The organism is Salmonella sp. 2020_1459 (genome assembly GCF_043847915.1).
GTDB classification, from domain to species: domain Bacteria; phylum Pseudomonadota; class Gammaproteobacteria; order Enterobacterales; family Enterobacteriaceae; genus Salmonella; species Salmonella enterica.
Window position 1 is genome coordinate 266,973 of the sequence record NZ_JBCMFA010000004.1, and the last position, 16,774, is coordinate 283,746.

11 protein-coding genes and 1 pseudogene are annotated in these 16,774 nt (G+C 51.7%); 6 read left to right on the top strand and 6 right to left on the bottom strand.

Features of this window, described 5'->3' with window-relative positions:
- Positions 1 to 97 precede the first annotated feature (97 nt).
- The 5 genes from selB to ACH0VJ_RS13125 form a co-directional block, all read right to left on the bottom strand.
- Entirely contained in the window at positions 98 to 1,948 is a 1,851-nt protein-coding gene (gene selB, locus ACH0VJ_RS13105) for a selenocysteine-specific translation elongation factor (RefSeq protein WP_000582393.1), read from the bottom strand.
- Complete coding sequence (gene selA, locus ACH0VJ_RS13110) at positions 1,945 to 3,336, bottom strand: L-seryl-tRNA(Sec) selenium transferase (protein ID WP_000200187.1); 1,392 nt, start codon at positions 3,334 to 3,336, stop codon at positions 1,945 to 1,947. The genes selB and selA overlap by 4 nt, the downstream gene beginning before the upstream one ends.
- Positions 3,337 to 3,434: 98 nt before the next feature.
- A complete protein-coding gene (locus ACH0VJ_RS13115) occupies positions 3,435 to 4,043 on the bottom strand; it encodes a glutathione S-transferase (RefSeq protein WP_000766677.1) in 609 nt (202 codons plus the stop codon).
- 97 nt (positions 4,044 to 4,140) lie between these two features.
- Positions 4,141 to 5,277: an HlyD family secretion protein gene (locus tag ACH0VJ_RS13120; RefSeq protein WP_000364909.1), complete on the bottom strand. Its 1,137-nt coding sequence runs from the start codon at positions 5,275 to 5,277 to the stop codon at positions 4,141 to 4,143.
- Positions 5,278 to 5,279: 2 nt separating this feature from the next.
- Positions 5,280 to 5,642: a DUF3302 domain-containing protein gene (locus tag ACH0VJ_RS13125; protein WP_000479641.1), complete on the bottom strand. Its 363-nt coding sequence runs from the start codon at positions 5,640 to 5,642 to the stop codon at positions 5,280 to 5,282.
- A gap of 533 nt (positions 5,643 to 6,175) precedes the next feature.
- Here ACH0VJ_RS13125 and mtlA point away from each other — a divergent pair.
- From mtlA to mtlR, 3 genes are all read left to right on the top strand, one after another.
- The gene (mtlA, locus tag ACH0VJ_RS13130; protein WP_000093290.1) at positions 6,176 to 8,092 is read left to right on the top strand and encodes a PTS mannitol transporter subunit IICBA; all 1,917 of its coding nucleotides are present in this window, start codon (positions 6,176 to 6,178) and stop codon (positions 8,090 to 8,092) included.
- Positions 8,093 to 8,322: 230 nt separating this feature from the next.
- Positions 8,323 to 9,471 (top strand): mannitol-1-phosphate 5-dehydrogenase, encoded by a 1,149-nt coding sequence (gene mtlD / locus ACH0VJ_RS13135; RefSeq protein WP_023196722.1) that lies wholly within the window; start codon positions 8,323 to 8,325, stop codon positions 9,469 to 9,471.
- Complete coding sequence (mtlR, locus tag ACH0VJ_RS13140; RefSeq protein ID WP_000193201.1) at positions 9,468 to 10,058, top strand: mannitol operon repressor MtlR; 591 nt, start codon at positions 9,468 to 9,470, stop codon at positions 10,056 to 10,058. Before mtlD ends, mtlR begins: the two co-directional genes overlap by 4 nt.
- Positions 10,059 to 10,067: 9 nt before the next feature.
- Here the strand turns inward: mtlR and ACH0VJ_RS13145 are convergent, their stop codons facing one another.
- A complete protein-coding gene (locus ACH0VJ_RS13145) occupies positions 10,068 to 10,277 on the bottom strand; it encodes a hypothetical protein (protein WP_001062558.1) in 210 nt (69 codons plus the stop codon).
- Positions 10,278 to 10,566: 289 nt separating this feature from the next.
- On the opposite strand from ACH0VJ_RS13145, the gene ACH0VJ_RS13150 reads away from it, so the two are divergent.
- The 3 genes and pseudogenes from ACH0VJ_RS13150 (at position 10,567) to sadA (ending at position 16,530) form a co-directional block, all read left to right on the top strand.
- Positions 10,567 to 10,929, top strand: coding sequence for a YibL family ribosome-associated protein (locus tag ACH0VJ_RS13150; protein WP_000665687.1), 363 nt, complete (start codon positions 10,567 to 10,569; stop codon positions 10,927 to 10,929).
- A 488-nt stretch (positions 10,930 to 11,417) separates the two neighbouring features.
- A pseudogene (locus tag ACH0VJ_RS13155) lies at positions 11,418 to 12,101 on the top strand (hypothetical protein).
- A 43-nt stretch (positions 12,102 to 12,144) separates the two neighbouring features.
- Positions 12,145 to 16,530: a trimeric autotransporter adhesin SadA gene (sadA, locus tag ACH0VJ_RS13160; RefSeq protein WP_001079610.1), complete on the top strand. Its 4,386-nt coding sequence runs from the start codon at positions 12,145 to 12,147 to the stop codon at positions 16,528 to 16,530.
- Positions 16,531 to 16,774 lie beyond the last annotated feature (244 nt).

The following is a 16,774-nucleotide window of genomic DNA, read 5'->3' on the forward strand; positions in this document are numbered from 1 at the left end:
TCTGATAACAGGTTCACGCTGGCTATTTTAAGAAGCCAGAAAAATAAAAAGCAACGCAATAATTGTATTGCTTCATTTGTTATTTAATTTAACCATTTCATTCTTTTTGCGGAAATAATAACGCATCACGTAATAAATGATCATTCCCACGACGTCGTGTAAATCCAATCCGGTCAAAATATTCAAGGATCTGAATGGCCAGTTTCCGCCCTACATTCAGCCTGTCGCGAAAATCCGCCGCACACGTTGATCCTCTCTCTTGATCCAGCTCGCGGACCATATTGGCGAAAGCGACAATCCGATCGTTACGATAGTACCGATCTTTTACGATCGCGGTAATGATGCCTTGCTGCGCCGCCTGCCGCAGCACCAGCCGCATAAATTGTTCTTCCGTTCCGGTCTCTTTCGCCAGATCGCGTACCCACCAGGGCTCATCGCCAAATAGCGGTTCAACTTTTTGCCAGACGGCCTGCTGCTCATCGCTAAATCCCGCTTTATGATCCGGCAGATGCAACCAACCGTGATGGCTATGAATCAGGCCGTCGTCGCGCATCCGCTCGATCAGCATCAGAACCAGCGCTTCATCCTCCATCGGCAGGGCCATGCGGCGTAAACGCTCGCGTCCCGGCCCCGGTTCATCGCGGTGCTGTTCGTGGTAGGTCGCCAGCGTATCAAGAATCTTACGCTGCCAGCGGGCGGCGACGGGCGCGCTTAACAGATTGTCTCCGGCCTGGATAAAACCATGTTGCTCAATAAGCTGACGCATACCGAGAGGATTAAGCTGACGCGCCCAACCGAAATCCGGCAGGTTGACGGCGCCGCGTTCCAGATGAATGGCCAACGCCGCGCTATCGTCCTGCGCGGCGGCAAGCGTTGAAAGCCAGTGCAAATAATCTGGCTTACGTTTACCGCGACGCGGCGCCTTAAGCGTCACCACGCGTGCGCCGGCAAGGGTGGCACGTGCGGAAATATCACGCAGCACCAGTCTGTCATTATCGGCCAGCCACAACGGCGTATCAAAGATCAGCTCGGCCAGCCCGCCTTCCAGCAAAGAGACGCGACCGGTCACATGGCTGGCAGCATGGTGAATATGTAGCGGTTGCCATTGGGAAAGCGGCGCATGAAGCGCCAGAGAAACGATCACCCGGGAAAAAGCCTCCCCCACCGGCGCATCGGAAAGCAGCCAGTCGCCGCGGTTAAGCTGCTCCTTCTCCGCATCGCCCGCAATATTGAGCGCAATACGTTGCCCGGCATACGCATGGTCAGTGGGCTGATTTTGCGCGTGTAGACTTCGTACGCGCATCGGCGTATTAACGCCGGTCAACCATAGCGTATCGCCCACGTTTACCTCTCCGCTCAGCGCCGTTCCGGTCACCACCAGTCCCGCCCCTTTCACCGTAAACGCACGGTCGATAGCCAGGCGGAAGCGATGCTGCGCGGCGTGCGAACGTGCAGGAAGCTGCTGTAAATGAGCGCGAAGTTCTGCAATACCGCGTCCTTCATTGGCGGCGGTGACAAATAAAACGGTATCGGCGAAGCCATAGTTGTCGAGCGCCGCCAGTACCTCTTCACGTACTTCACCGATACGCGCCTCGTCCACGCGATCGGCTTTGGTCAGCGCGACGGTGAGCTGGAGATTACCCGTCAGTTGTAGGATCTGTAAATGCTCGCGCGTTTGCGCCATGACGCCGTCATCACAGGCGACCACCAGCAAAGCGTGATCGATACCGCCTACGCCCGCCAGCATGTTAGAGAGGAATTTTTCATGCCCAGGCACATCGATAAAGCCCAGCACACGACCATCCGGCTGCGGCCAATAGGCGTAGCCCAGATCGATAGTCATCCCGCGTTTTTTCTCTTCCGGCAGGCGATCGGCATTGACCCCGGTAATCGCCTGGAGCAACGTCGTTTTACCGTGGTCTACGTGTCCGGCAGTTGCAATAATCATTTCAGCATCATCTCCATAAACCGGCTTTCGTCTTCAAGACAGCGCATATCCAGCCATAAACGGCCATCATAAATTCGGCCAATGACCGGTACAGGCAGCATGCGCCAGCGGGCCGCCAGCGCCTCCAGCCGACTACCGCGCCCGTCGTGCGGGGTAAAGGTCATGGCGGCGCTGGGAAGGCGGTCTACCGGTAATGAACCGCTGCCGATTTGCGACAGGCAGGGTTTAACCTCCAGCGCAAATTCATCGCCGTAACGTGCCGCCAGCCGCGCCTGTAACCGCTGCGCTTGTTCGCGAATCGACGCTTCGCTGCGGGTTAACAGACGCAGCGTGGGTAATTTCTCCGCCAACGCTTCCGGGTGCAGATACAGACGTAACGTTGCCTCCAGCGCCGCCAGCGTCATTTTATCCGCACGCAGGGCGCGTTTCAGCGGATGGCTTTGCAGTTGGGCAATCATCGCTTTTTTGCCGACGATGATCCCGGCCTGCGGCCCGCCCAGCAACTTATCGCCGGAGAAGCTTACCAGGCTGACGCCTGCGGCAATGAGCTGCTGCGGCATCGGCTCTTTGGGTAAGCCATATTGACTTAAATCCACCAGCGAACCGCTGCCCAGATCCGCCACCACCGGAATATCCAGCTCTCGCCCGATTTCCGCCAGTTCCGCTTCCTCTACCGTTTTGGTAAAGCCCTCAATGCTGTAATTACTGGTATGCACCTTCATCAACAGCCCGGTATTTTCATTTACCGCCTGACGGTAATCTTTCGCGTGCGTCCGGTTGGTGGTGCCTACTTCATGCAGCGTACAGCCCGCCTGGCGCATAACATCCGGAATACGAAACGCGCCGCCGATTTCGACCAGCTCGCCACGCGAAACCACCACCTCTTTGCCGCTGGCGGTCGCTGCCAGCATCAGCAATACCGCCGCCGCATTGTTATTGACGATACAGGCGTCCTCCGCCCCGGTGATACGGCATAACAGCGTCGCCAATGCCCGGTCGCGATGCCCCCGCCCGGCGCCATCCAAATCGTATTCCAGCGTCACCGGCGCGCGCATCGCCTGCGTTACCGCCTCAATCGCTTCTTGCGCCTGCAATGCGCGGCCAAGATTGGTGTGCAACACCGTCCCCGTCAGGTTAATCACCGGGCGCAGCGCGCTTTGCGCCGCATTTTCCAGCCGGAGTTTCGCCTCTTGCGCCCAGTCTGCGTACCAGTCGGGAAGCGTTTGCGTATTCCGGATGACGTCGCGCGCGTCGTCAAGCATCCGCCTAAGCAGATCAACCACCTGGGTATGGCCATACCGATCGCGCAGAGAAAGAAAGGCGCTATCGTGCAATAAACGATCGATAGCAGGAAGCTGGCTGTAGAGTGTACGCGTTTCGCTTGTCATGAAAATGCCTGGCTGTTGGTGGCCCTCTCCTGGCGGGAGAGGGATATCGACATAAGGGGGATTGTAACGTGAGTTTGCTCAGGCGGACATAATGCGCGTCAAGCCTTTGGCGCTTCGGTGCGGGCAAAGCTTTCGCGTTGAAAAAGCGTTTCGACCAGTTTGACCAGGTGGGGGCGGCTAACACACCAGCCAGGCGCGACCCGGCGGAAGTTGAGATAGCCTACCGCACAGGCAATCGCGATAGTCGCCAGATTGACCGTATCCGTTTTTAGCGTCCCGTCGCTCAGATAACTTTCGAGCATATCCAGGCTGCGGTTGATTTTTTCCCGCTGGCGCAGCAGTTCCGTTTCCGATTGTTGCGCCGCCGGACGCGCCTGTTCGCGTACAGAAACCAACGCTGCATCCATAATGCCGTCAGCCAACGCTTCAAGCTGGCGAACTTTAAGCGCTGCCATCGGGTCACGCGGGAGCATCGCTGGCGCGATATCCAGCAGTTCAATATATTCCGCGATGATCGGCGAATCGAACCAATACTCGCCCGCATCGGTGACCAACGCGGGTACTTTACCTAACGGGTTATAGCGCGCCACCCCGCTATCCGCGTTGTAGGGAAGTTCATTCACAAATTCGAAGGTGATGCCCTTTTCCAGTAACAGAATCGAAATTTTACGCACAAAAGGGCTGGTATAGCTGCCAATGAGTTTCATGCCGGGTCCTTTTTGCCAACAAAAAAGCGGTGCCCAATGATAGTGGGGCACCGCTTAGTATGGCTCAGGTCACTGAAAATGGCAGGTGATGACGGTCTCAATGATCCAAATAAAGGTAATGCATCCAACTGGTCATGCGCAGCAGTACTTTACGCATTACCGACACGTGGGCGAAATGGTCGGAATAGACTGCGACCTGGGCATAGATACCGTCCGGCAGCGCATCCACATCGGCATTCGGATCCAGCTCAATCGTGGCCAGCACACCATCGGTACCCGGCACCACCGTTAAGGACTGTAATGCGCCCTGCGCCTGATAAGAACCACCCGGAACGACAGGAAGAATACTGGTCAGCTTGCCGGTGAAAATCTGACCAGGCAGCGCGTTAAACACCACTTCCGCTTCATCGCCTGGTTTAAGGCGCAACAGCGAGTTCTGGCGGAATTGCGCCACGATTTGCCGTTTTTGTTCAGGAATAAACACCATTACCGGACGCAAAGGTAATGCTGCTGCGTAAGTCCCCGGACGAATTAAAATCTGCGTGGCATAACCGTTGCTGGGGGCACGAACTACCGTCTGTTCAAGATTGTATTTAGCCTCGGCAAGCTGGGCACGTAGGGACGCAACCTGAGATTGCTCACCGTTGACCATACTGTCTAATTGGCTCTGAATCTGCGTCTGTTCTGCAACCGAGCCTTTGACCAGCGCATCCTGTGCCAGATAGTTTTGCCGAGCGTTATCGATATCGCTTTCAGAGAACGGGTTAACCTTCGCCTGACTGCCTTTCAAATAGCGTTGATAATCTTTATACAGACGGTCACGTTCAGCAGATACACGGGTGGTATTGGCGACCGCTTCCGACAACTGTGCTTTCAGGTTGTCGATGTTGTGCGTAGCGGTAACCAGATCAGCCTGCAGCCTGTCGACACGCGCCTGATACCGTACCGGATCGAGCTTAAACAGCACATCACCTTTTTTAATTAGCTGATTATTTTTATCTGTTACCTCACTAACAATTCCTGTGACTTGCGGAGTGACCGGAATTGAAATAACCGCTTTTTGCGCCGTAAAAGTATACGGGTGGTTATAGTTCATTAATAAAATCAATCCCGCAACAATGAACACCCCACCTAATGCAGCGGTAGCAAGCGTCCATTGGTTTACCGGAATACGGAATATTTTAAAAATGGCCCAGGCAAAGGCCACATAGGTCAGGACTATCAACAAATCCATGATTAAATCTCCGGAAAGGTGGAGTTATCGTTTTTTTTCTCCCCATCCAGTCTTTTTTCCAACTGGGAGATTCGCGCTGCCAGCGCGGCAATCTCAGGGTCTGACTCCTTTCCGGTCGGTGTGATGTGTGACTGCATTCCCCATCCCTTTTCAGGCTGGTAGAGCGTGGCCCAGATCCACAGGAACGGCCAAATAACATGAAGAGTAAACAGGCTCACCCATCCCGCAGTATGGATGGCATCGGCATGGGGATGGTTACGTTTTTTAGCCATGTTATAGGGAATATCGTGAATGGCGATGATTCCGTAAAACAGAACCAGAAAAACGAAGATCAGCACGCCCAATGCGAAATAATTTAGAAACATGCCTGCCTCGAATTCACACTAATTAGAGTTTTTTATGCCGGCAGCCGTATGCACCCTGGCTGATGTTTTGAACATAACTGCAGTTTGGGGTTTTCGCCATACCACAAAATAAATATTTTTTCTGGTGAGAAGTTGCTTTGTTTTGCAATAAAAAATGTCGGGGGTAGAACCTGCCGCAGATCACATCTGCTCAAATCCAGATGAAAATAATTTGCGATCCACATCACAAAAATTCAACAAACAGCAAAACCAAAAATGTGAATCAGTTCACATTTAATCCTCATTTGCAGCGAATTATTGCACTGTGATGTTTTTTTGTACCGTTATTTTGTGATTAAAATCACATTAACTAACGCCATACACCCTATATTTACGTGACGAATATCACATAAAAGACCGTCGACTGGACAGTTGAACGATTCAGTGCCAGATTGCGCAGTATCTACACTACAGGGTCCGGCTACCTCTGCCGCTACATTAACAAACCTCGGGCTTTCAGCCTGCGCGACAGCAACATAAGAAGGGGTGTTTTTATGTCATCCGATATTAAGATCAAAGTGCAAAGCTTTGGTCGATTCCTCAGCAATATGGTGATGCCTAATATCGGCGCGTTTATCGCGTGGGGTATTATCACCGCATTATTTATTCCAACAGGGTGGTTGCCTAACGAAACGCTGGCGAAACTGGTTGGTCCGATGATCACCTACCTGCTGCCGCTGCTCATCGGTTATACCGGCGGTCGTCTGGTTGGCGGCGAACGCGGCGGCGTAGTGGGCGCTATCACTACCATGGGCGTTATTGTCGGCGCGGATATGCCGATGTTCCTCGGCTCGATGATCGCCGGTCCATTAGGCGGCTACTGCATTAAGAAATTCGACAGTTGGGTAGACGGTAAGATCAAATCCGGTTTTGAGATGCTGGTGAACAACTTCTCCGCTGGCATCATCGGTATGATCCTCGCCATCCTGGCGTTCCTCGGTATTGGTCCGGCGGTTGAAGTCCTGTCCAAAATTCTGGCGGCGGGCGTTAACTTCATGGTGGCGCACGATATGCTGCCGCTGGCGTCCATTTTTGTTGAACCGGCGAAAATCCTGTTCCTCAATAACGCGATTAACCACGGCATCTTCTCACCGCTGGGTATCCAGCAGTCCCATGAGATGGGTAAATCCATCTTCTTCCTGATTGAAGCTAACCCGGGTCCAGGGATGGGCGTCCTGCTGGCGTACATGTTCTTCGGTCGCGGCAGCGCTAAACAGTCTGCGGGCGGCGCGGCAATTATCCACTTCCTGGGCGGTATCCATGAGATCTACTTCCCGTACGTGCTGATGAACCCACGTCTGATCCTGGCCGTTATCCTTGGCGGTATGACTGGCGTATTCACCCTGACCATCCTGAACGGCGGTCTGGTCTCTCCGGCGTCTCCTGGCTCCATTCTGGCCGTACTGGCGATGACGCCAAAAGGCGCTTACTTCGCTAACATCGCTGCCATCGTGGCGGCAATGGCGGTCTCCTTCGTGGTTTCTGCAATTCTGCTGAAAACCAGCAAAGTGAAAGAAGAAGATGACATTGAAGCGGCCACCCGTCGTATGCAGGACATGAAAGCGGAATCTAAAGGCGCCTCTCCGCTGGCGGCTGGCGACGTGACCAACGACCTGAGCCATGTGCGTAAAATCATCGTGGCTTGCGATGCCGGTATGGGTTCCAGCGCGATGGGCGCAGGGGTACTGCGTAAGAAAGTACAGGATGCGGGCCTGAGCCAGATCTCCGTCACCAACAGCGCCATTAACAATCTGCCGCCGGATGTGGATCTGGTCATTACTCACCGTGACCTTACCGAGCGCGCGATGCGTCAGGTACCGCAGGCGCAGCATATTTCGCTGACCAACTTCCTGGATAGCGGCCTGTACACCAGCCTGACCGAACGTCTGGTTGCTGCACAGCGCCACAATACTAATGAAGAGAAAGTACGCGACCATCTGAAAGACAGCTTTGAGGAAGGTGATAACAACCTGTTCAAACTGGGTGCGGAGAATATCTTCCTGGGCCGTAAAGCCGCTAACAAAGAAGAGGCGATTCGCTTTGCCGGTGAACAACTGGTGAAAGGCGGCTATGTTGAGCCGGAATACGTCGAGGCGATGCTGGACCGCGAAAAGCTGACGCCGACTTACCTCGGTGAATCCATCGCAGTACCTCACGGTACAGTAGAAGCTAAAGACCGCGTGCTGAAAACCGGCGTGGTGTTCTGCCAGTATCCGGAAGGCGTACGCTTCGGTGAAGAAGAAGACGATATTGCCCGTCTGGTCATTGGTATCGCCGCACGTAACAATGAGCACATCCAGGTCATCACCAGCCTGACCAACGCGCTGGATGATGAATCCGTGATCGAACGTCTGGCCCATACCACCAGCGTAGATGAAGTGCTGGAACTGCTGGCAGGTAAAAAAGCTTAACAGTTAAGTATCCCCAAAATAGTTCGAGCTGCAGGAAGGCGGCAACGCAGTGAATCCCCAGGAGCGTACATAAGTACGTGACTGGGGTGAGCGAGGAGAGCCAACGCATCTGCAGTTCGAAATATGAAGGCGATATCCTCTCCCTTGTGGAGAGGGTTAGGTTGAGGGGAAATCTATGCAGTCCCTCACCCCAGCCCTCTCGGGTAAAAACATTAATGAAGGTTAATACTATGAAAGCATTACATTTTGGCGCAGGTAATATCGGTCGTGGCTTTATCGGCAAACTGCTGGCTGACGCGGGGATACAACTGACGTTTGCGGATGTAAACCAGGTCGTACTCGATGCCCTGAATGCCCGTCATAGCTATCAGGTTCATGTTGTGGGTGAAAATGAGCAGGTTGATACGGTTTCCGGCGTCAACGCTGTCAGCAGCATCGGCGATGATGTTGTCGACCTGATTGCCCACGTTGATTTAATCACTACTGCCGTGGGTCCGGTTGTGCTTGAGCGTATCGCTCCGGCCATCGCTAAAGGGCTGGTAAAACGTAAGGCGCAGGGCGTGGATGCCCCGCTGAATATCATCGCCTGTGAAAATATGGTGCGCGGCACCACGCAGCTGAAAGGCCACGTAATGAACGCGCTGGCGGATGGCGATAAAGCCTGGGTTGAACAGCACGTCGGTTTTGTCGATTCCGCCGTTGACCGTATTGTGCCGCCATCTGCTTCTGCGACCAACGATCCGCTGGAAGTGACGGTAGAAACCTTCAGCGAGTGGATCGTCGATAAAACCCAGTTTAAAGGCGCGTTGCCAAACATCCCGGGGATGGAGTTAACGGATAACCTGATGGCATTTGTCGAACGTAAACTCTTCACGCTGAACACAGGTCATGCTATAACCGCGTACCTCGGCAAATTAGCCGGTCATCAGACCATTCGCGACGCTATTCTCGATGAGAGTATTCGTGCGGTGGTGAAAGGCGCGATGGAAGAAAGCGGCGCGGTGCTGATCAAACGCTACGGTTTTGATGCCGACAAACATGCGGCATACATTCAGAAAATCCTCGGTCGTTTTGAAAACCCGTATCTGAAAGATGACGTCGAACGCGTAGGTCGTCAGCCGCTACGCAAACTCAGCGCGGGCGACCGTCTGATCAAACCGCTGCTTGGCACCCTGGAATATGGTCTGCCGCATGTGAATCTGGTCAAAGGGATCGCGGCGGCGATGCATTTCCGTAGTGATGAAGATCCGCAGGCGCAGGAGTTAGCGGCTCTGATTACCGAAGAAGGCCCGCAGGCCGCGCTGGCGCAAATTTCCGGGCTGGATGCCAATAGCGATGTGGTGGCGGAGGCGGTTAACGCATATAACGCGACCAAATGACGCAGAATCCGGCGCAGGTTAGCCTGCGCCCAAATAACAGATTGTCAGATATGCAGGCAATAATGGAACAAACCCAGGCCTTTGAAAATCGTGTGCTTGAGCGTCTGAATGCTGGCAAAACCGTACGGAGCTTCCTGATTACCGCCGTCGAGTTATTGACCGAGGCGGTGAACATTCTGGTGCTCCAGGTGTTTCGCAAAGACGACTATGCCGTGAAATACGCTGTGGAACCGTTGCTGGACGGCGACGGGCCGCTGGGCGATCTTTCGGTACGTCTGAAACTTATCTATGGCCTGGGCGTACTCAGCCGCACCGAATATGAAGATGCGGAGCTGTTAATGGCGCTGCGCGAAGAGCTGAATCACGATGGCAATGAGTACGCCTTTACCGACGATGAAATCCTCGGGCCGTTTGGCGAACTGCACTGCGTCATGGCGCTACCGCCGCCGCCGCATTTTGATACGTCCGACGCGGCGCTATACGCCATGCAAATTCAGCGCTACCAGCAGGCGGTGCGTTCGACGATGGTCCTCTCTCTGACCGAGCTGATTTCTAAAATCAGCTTAAAAAAGGCCTTTCAAAAGTAAATCCCGCCGTTAACCTCTTTCTTCTTCTTTTGGTCGGTACAGCCGCCGGTAATATTCCAGACGCTGCAAATAAATGGGCGCGCTCTCCGACGGCACCTCGGAAGGAACATAATCACGCGGCGGCGTTTTATTCAGGTATTCACGGAACGCCTGGCTGGACGCCATAAAATCGACGGCTTTATCAATAAGAAGTGGTACGTTCTCACCTATTTTTGCCATGATAGATCCTCCATGTGGGACCCGCGTCTGACTCCCGCGGTCGCTTATTTGAGTTTAGGATCAATTTAGCGTTGTCATTGAGGAAAATGTGCTTAATCGCTTTTCTTGTCGGCAAAAAGGCGCTTCATCTTTTCTTTCGAAAAAAATACTTTATTATCAATGAGATAAATAAATAATTAGCGATGTAATACTTACCGTAATTGATTATCTTTACGTCATGAGTTGTGAAGAATCACTCACTGCGCGCATACTATAGGATATCTATCCCATTTCTATCAGAAGCTATCCCATGAAAGAAGTCGAAAAAAACGAAATTAAACGCCTGAGCGATCGTCTTGACGCTATTCGCCACCAGCAGGCAGGTCTCTCTCTGGTTGAATCCGCCGATAAATACGCGGAGCTGGAAAAAGAAAAAGAGACGCTGGAAGCAGAAATTATCCGTCTGCGCGAAGTACACAGCCAGAAACTGAGTAAAGAAGCGCAGAAGCTGATGAACCTGCCGTTTCGCCGCGCGATCACTAAAAAAGAGCAGGCCGATATGGGCAAACTCAAAAAAAGCGTACGCGGCCTGATCGTGGTCCACCCGATGACGGCGCTGGGCCGGGAAATGGGGCTCAAAGAGATGACAGGCTTCGCGAAGAGCGAGTTCTAAACCTTCCGCATCCCAGGCTCTCAGGACACCCGTTGTACGGAGGGTGTCTTGAGAGCATCGGGCTATATTCCGAATTTTTCATGGAAGTATTTACACCGCTTATATACAAGTTCATTTTTAACGGTAGTCCCTGCTTTTTCAGGATGAAAAATTCCACTATCATGCCTGTTTGTATTTATACAATGAATTTTTTTCATCCCCTTTTCTTATACCCCGCAGAATATGATTGACCCGCAAAATTAAATAACATTATCATCCCTGAAAAAAATCCCCATACATAAACATTATAATTATATTTTTATAAAGCATTGCTATGAGCAATTGATAAATAACGTCGGGTTTTTGCGCGCTTCTATAGAAGCGACGAATGTTTTCATTCTAACCATACGTTAATGAGTTATTGGCAATACTCGCTGAATGATGAGCTAGTTGTATAAATAACAGGTTAACTATTTATATTATATAAATTATTAACAAGGATATTTCATATGCACAAAAATGGAAAATTTATCCCCCTGCTTGCGTTGGGATTCACATTCTTTTTATCTGGTTGTGATTACTTCGCAGATAAACACCTTGTTGAAGAAATGAAAGAACAACAAAAAGAACAAGAAACAAAGATAAACCTGTTAGAAAAACAACAAAAATAACAAGAAGCAAAGATAAATCTGTTAGAAAAACAACAAGCTACGATTATCAACACAACCAAAAAGGTCACCGAAGTCGTTGGCCGCGTTGAACGCAAACAACGGCTATTCGACTATACAGAACTGGACCCATCACAAACGCACTATTTTATTATTAACAACGGCAATATCGGATTAGCCGGGCGTATTCTATCTATTGAGCCAATAGATAATGGAAGTGTTATTCATCTTGATTTAGTTAACTTACTCAGCATTCCGGTATCAAACCTTGCGTTTAATATGACATGGGGTACGAAAAAACCTTCCGAGGCAAAAGATCTGCCTCGCTGGAAACAACTCCTGCTCAACACGAAAATGGACTCGACAATCGAACTCTTACCGGGAGCATGGACAAACGTCACGCTAACATTAAAAGGCGTATCGCCCAATAATCTTAAGTATCTAAAAATAGGTATTGACATGGAGAATGTCATATTCGACAGCATACAACCTATTAACGATACAAAAAAGAAGCCAAAAAAATAATAGCCATTGATACAATTATTTTAGAAAAGGAAATTACTCATTCATGAATAGAATATTTAAAGTCCTCTGGAATGCCGCTACGGGAACATTTGTTGTCACCAGCGAAACCGCAAAAAGCCGCGGCAAAAAAAACGGCCGCAGAAAGCTGGCGGTTTCCGCACTCATCGGTCTTAGCAGCATTATGGTTTCTGCGGATGCACTGGCCAACGCAGGAAACGATACAGGCGACGGCGTTACTCCAACGGGTACCCAGACTGGAGGAAAAGGGTGGATTGCAATTGGTACCGATGCCACAGCCAATACTTACACCAACGTTGATGGCGCAAGCGCCGCAATGGGTTATAAAGCCTCCGCGATGGGGAAATGGAGTACCGCCATTGGTTCCTACAGCCAGTCCACCGGCGACTCTTCGTTAGCGCTTGGCGTAAAATCGGTTTCAGCTGGTGACCGGGCCATTGCAATGGGTGCCTCATCCTCAGCCAGTGGAAGTTATTCAATGGCAATGGGCGTGTATGCCAATTCGAGCGGCGCAAACTCGGTTGCATTAGGTTATAGATCTGTCGCGAGCGGAGCAACTTCCTCTGCATTAGGTTATCAAGCTACTGCGAGCGGCGACGACAGCGCTGCATTTGGTAATGGCGCAAAAGCGATAGGCACCAACTCAGTTGCCCTTGGCTCGGGCTCTGTCGCCCAAGAAGACAATTCCGTCGCCGTGGGTAACAGCACCACTCAGCGGCAGATCACCTACGTTGCTAAAGGCGACATCAATTCCACCAGTACCGATGCCGTTACAGGTGCGCAAATTTATTCTTTAAGTCAATCCGTCGCCGACCGACTCGGCGGAGGAGCTTCCGTTAATTCTGATGGTACAGTGAATGCGCCTCTCTACGAGGTAGGCACAGGCATCTACAATAACGTAGGCAGCGCATTAAGCGCACTTAACACTTCTATCACTAACACAGAGGCCTCTGTCGCAGGATTAGCCGAAGACGCGCTGTTGTGGGATGAAAGCATCAGCGCCTTTAGCGCTAGCCACACGGGAAACGCCAGCAAAATCACCAATCTGGCGGCGGGTACCCTGGCTGCGGACAGCACCGATGCCGTTAACGGCTCTCAGTTGTTTGATACAAATGAGAAAGTGGATAAGAACACTGCTGATATCGCCACCAATACCGACAGCATCAACCAAAACACTGCCGATATTACCGCTAATACCGACAGCATTAACCAGAACACCACTGATATCGCCGCCAATACGACCAGCATCAATCAGAACACTACTGATATCGCCACCAACACCACCAATATCAACAGTCTGAGCGACTCCGTCACCACGCTCACCGATGATGCCCTGCTTTGGGATGCAGCCTCTGGCGCATTCAGCGCTAAGCACAACGGAAGCGACAGCAAAATCACCAATCTGGCGGCGGGTACCCTGGCCGCTGACAGCACCGACGCCGTTAACGGCTCTCAGCTGTTTGCCACCAACGAAAATGTGTCTCAGAACACCACGGATATCGCTGCCAACACCACCAGCATCAATCAAAACACCACTGATATCGCCACCAACACTACCAATATCAACAATCTGAGCGATTCCATCACCGGCCTTACCGATGATGCCCTGCTTTGGGATGCTGACACTGGCGCATTCAGCGCTAAGCACAACGGAAGCGACAGTAAAATCACCAATCTGGCGGCGGGTACCCTGGCTGCGGACAGCACCGACGCCGTTAACGGCTCTCAGCTGTTTGCCACCAACGAAAATGTGTCTCAGAACACCACGGATATCGCTGCCAATACAACCAGCATCAATCAGAACACCACTGATATCGCCACCAACACCACCAGCATCAACAACCTGAGCAATTCCGTCACCACGCTCACTGACGATGCCCTGCTGTGGGATGTTGACACTAGCGCATTCAACGCTAACCGCAACGGAAGCGCCAGTAAAATCATCAATGTCGCCGCCGGGGACCTTTCTGAGGACAGTACAGACGCGGTGAACGGCTCCCAGTTGTATGAAACCAATCAGAAGGTGGATCAAAACACCTCTGCTATCGCAGATATTAATACGTCCATCACCAATCTTAGCTCTGACAACCTGAGCTGGAATGAGACAACGAGTTCGTTCTCTGCCAGCCACGGAAGTAGTACGACAAACAAAATCACCAACGTTGCTGCCGGAGAGCTGTCTGAAGAAAGTACCGACGCCGTTAACGGATCGCAGCTGTTCGAAACCAACGAAAAAGTGGATCAGAACACGACCGATATCGCCGCCAATACCACTAACATCACTCAGAACAGCACCGCGATTGAGAACCTGAATACTTCTGTCTCCGACATTAATACGTCCATTACCGGCCTCACTGATAACGCTCTGTTATGGGACGAAGACATCGGCGCTTTCAGCGCAAACCACGGTGGAAGCACCAGTAAAATAACCAATGTCGCCGCCGGGGCGCTTTCTGAGGACAGTACAGACGCGGTAAACGGCTCACAGTTGTATGAAACCAACCAGAAGGTGGATCAAAACACCTCTGCTATCGCGGATATCAATACGTCCATCACCAATCTTGGTACCGATGCACTGAGCTGGGATGACGAAGAAGGCGCGTTCAGCGCCAGCCACGGTACCAGCGGTACCAATAAGATAACCAATGTGGCTGCAGGTGAAATCGCCAGTGACAGTACTGACGCTGTTAATGGCTCTCAGCTCTATGAAACTAACATGCTGATTTCTCAGTATAATGAATCTATTAGCCAACTAGCCGGCGATACCAGCGAAACCTATATCACGGAAAATGGTACCGGCGTGAAATACATCCGTACGAATGATAACGGGCTTGAAGGCCAGGATGCATACGCAACGGGTAACGGCGCAACGGCAGTGGGTTACAACGCCGTCGCCTCTGGCGTTGGCAGTCTGGCTCTTGGCCAAAACAGCAGCAGCAGCATTGAGGGCAGTATCGCTTTGGGCAGTGGCTCCACCTCTAACCGCGCGATTTCATCAGGTATACAAACAACGAGCGTAACAAGCGATGGCGTCGTCATTGGCTACAATACAACAGACAGAGAGTTGCTGGGCGCGTTGTCATTGGGGACGGATGGAGAAAGCTATCGTCAAATTACCAACGTTGCTGACGGCTCTGAAGCGCAAGATGCGGTAACAGTTCGTCAGTTACAAAATGCCATTGGTGCGGTCACTACTACACCGACCAAGTACTACCACGCAAACTCAACGGAAGAAGATTCACTGGCTGTCGGAACTGACTCACTGGCAATGGGTGCGAAGACCATCGTCAATGCTGATGCAGGTATTGGTATTGGTCTGAATACACTGGTGATGGCTGATGCCATCAACGGGATTGCTATCGGTTCTAACGCACGCGCCAATCATGCAAACAGTATTGCAATGGGTAATGGTTCTCAGACCACTCGCGGCGCACAGACTGACTACACCGCCTACAACATGGACACACCGCAGAACTCTGTCGGTGAGTTCTCTGTCGGCAGTGAAGACGGTCAACGTCAGATCACTAACGTCGCGGCGGGTTCGGCAGATACCGATGCCGTTAACGTTGGTCAATTGAAAGTAACGGACGCGCAGGTTTCCAGGAATACCCAGAGCATTACTAACCTGAATACTCAGGTATCGAATCTGGATACCCGCGTCACCAATATCGAAAATGGTATTGGCGATATCGTCACTACCGGTAGCACCAAGTACTTCAAGACCAACACCGATGGCGCAGATGCAAATGCCCAGGGTGCGGACAGCGTCGCGATTGGCTCTGGCTCTATTGCTGCCGCTGAAAACAGCGTGGCGTTAGGCACAAATTCCGTCGCAGATGAAGCTAATACTGTGTCTGTCGGCTCTTCTACTCAACAACGCCGTATTACCAACGTTGCCGCAGGGGTGAACAACACTGACGCGGTTAATGTGGCGCAACTGAAAGCCTCAGAAGCAGGCTCCGTGCGTTATGAAACCAATGCAGATGGCTCGGTTAACTATAGCGTGCTCAACCTGGGAGACGGGAGTGGCGGCACCACTCGGATCGGCAATGTTTCAGCGGCGGTGAATGATACGGATGCGGTTAACTATGCGCAATTGAAACGCAGCGTCGAAGAAGCAAACACCTATACCGACCAGAAAATGGGTGAAATGAACAGCAAAATCAAAGGCGTAGAAAACAAGATGAGCGGCGGTATCGCTTCAGCGATGGCGATGGCCGGTCTGCCACAAGCCTACGCCCCGGGCGCCAACATGACCTCGATTGCTGGCGGTACGTTTAATGGTGAAAGTGCCGTCGCCATTGGTGTCTCCATGGTAAGTGAAAGCGGGGGCTGGGTGTATAAACTGCAAGGAACCAGCAACAGCCAGGGCGATTACTCTGCAGCCATTGGCGCGGGCTTCCAGTGGTAATGAAGTAACAACACTCCCGACATCAAAGGCAATGGCATCATGCCATTGCCTTTTCACTTCCCTTTGCTGCCCGCCCCCCTCAATTGGCCCTACCAATTTTAACCCGTTACCACAACCCACTCACATTTCACTAAATTAACTCTACAATACCGTTGCCAATAAATAACATTTAGTTAACTATTTGTTGTCATTATCCATACACAACAATATTGGCAGGACCACTTTTACACATAATGTGACTCCA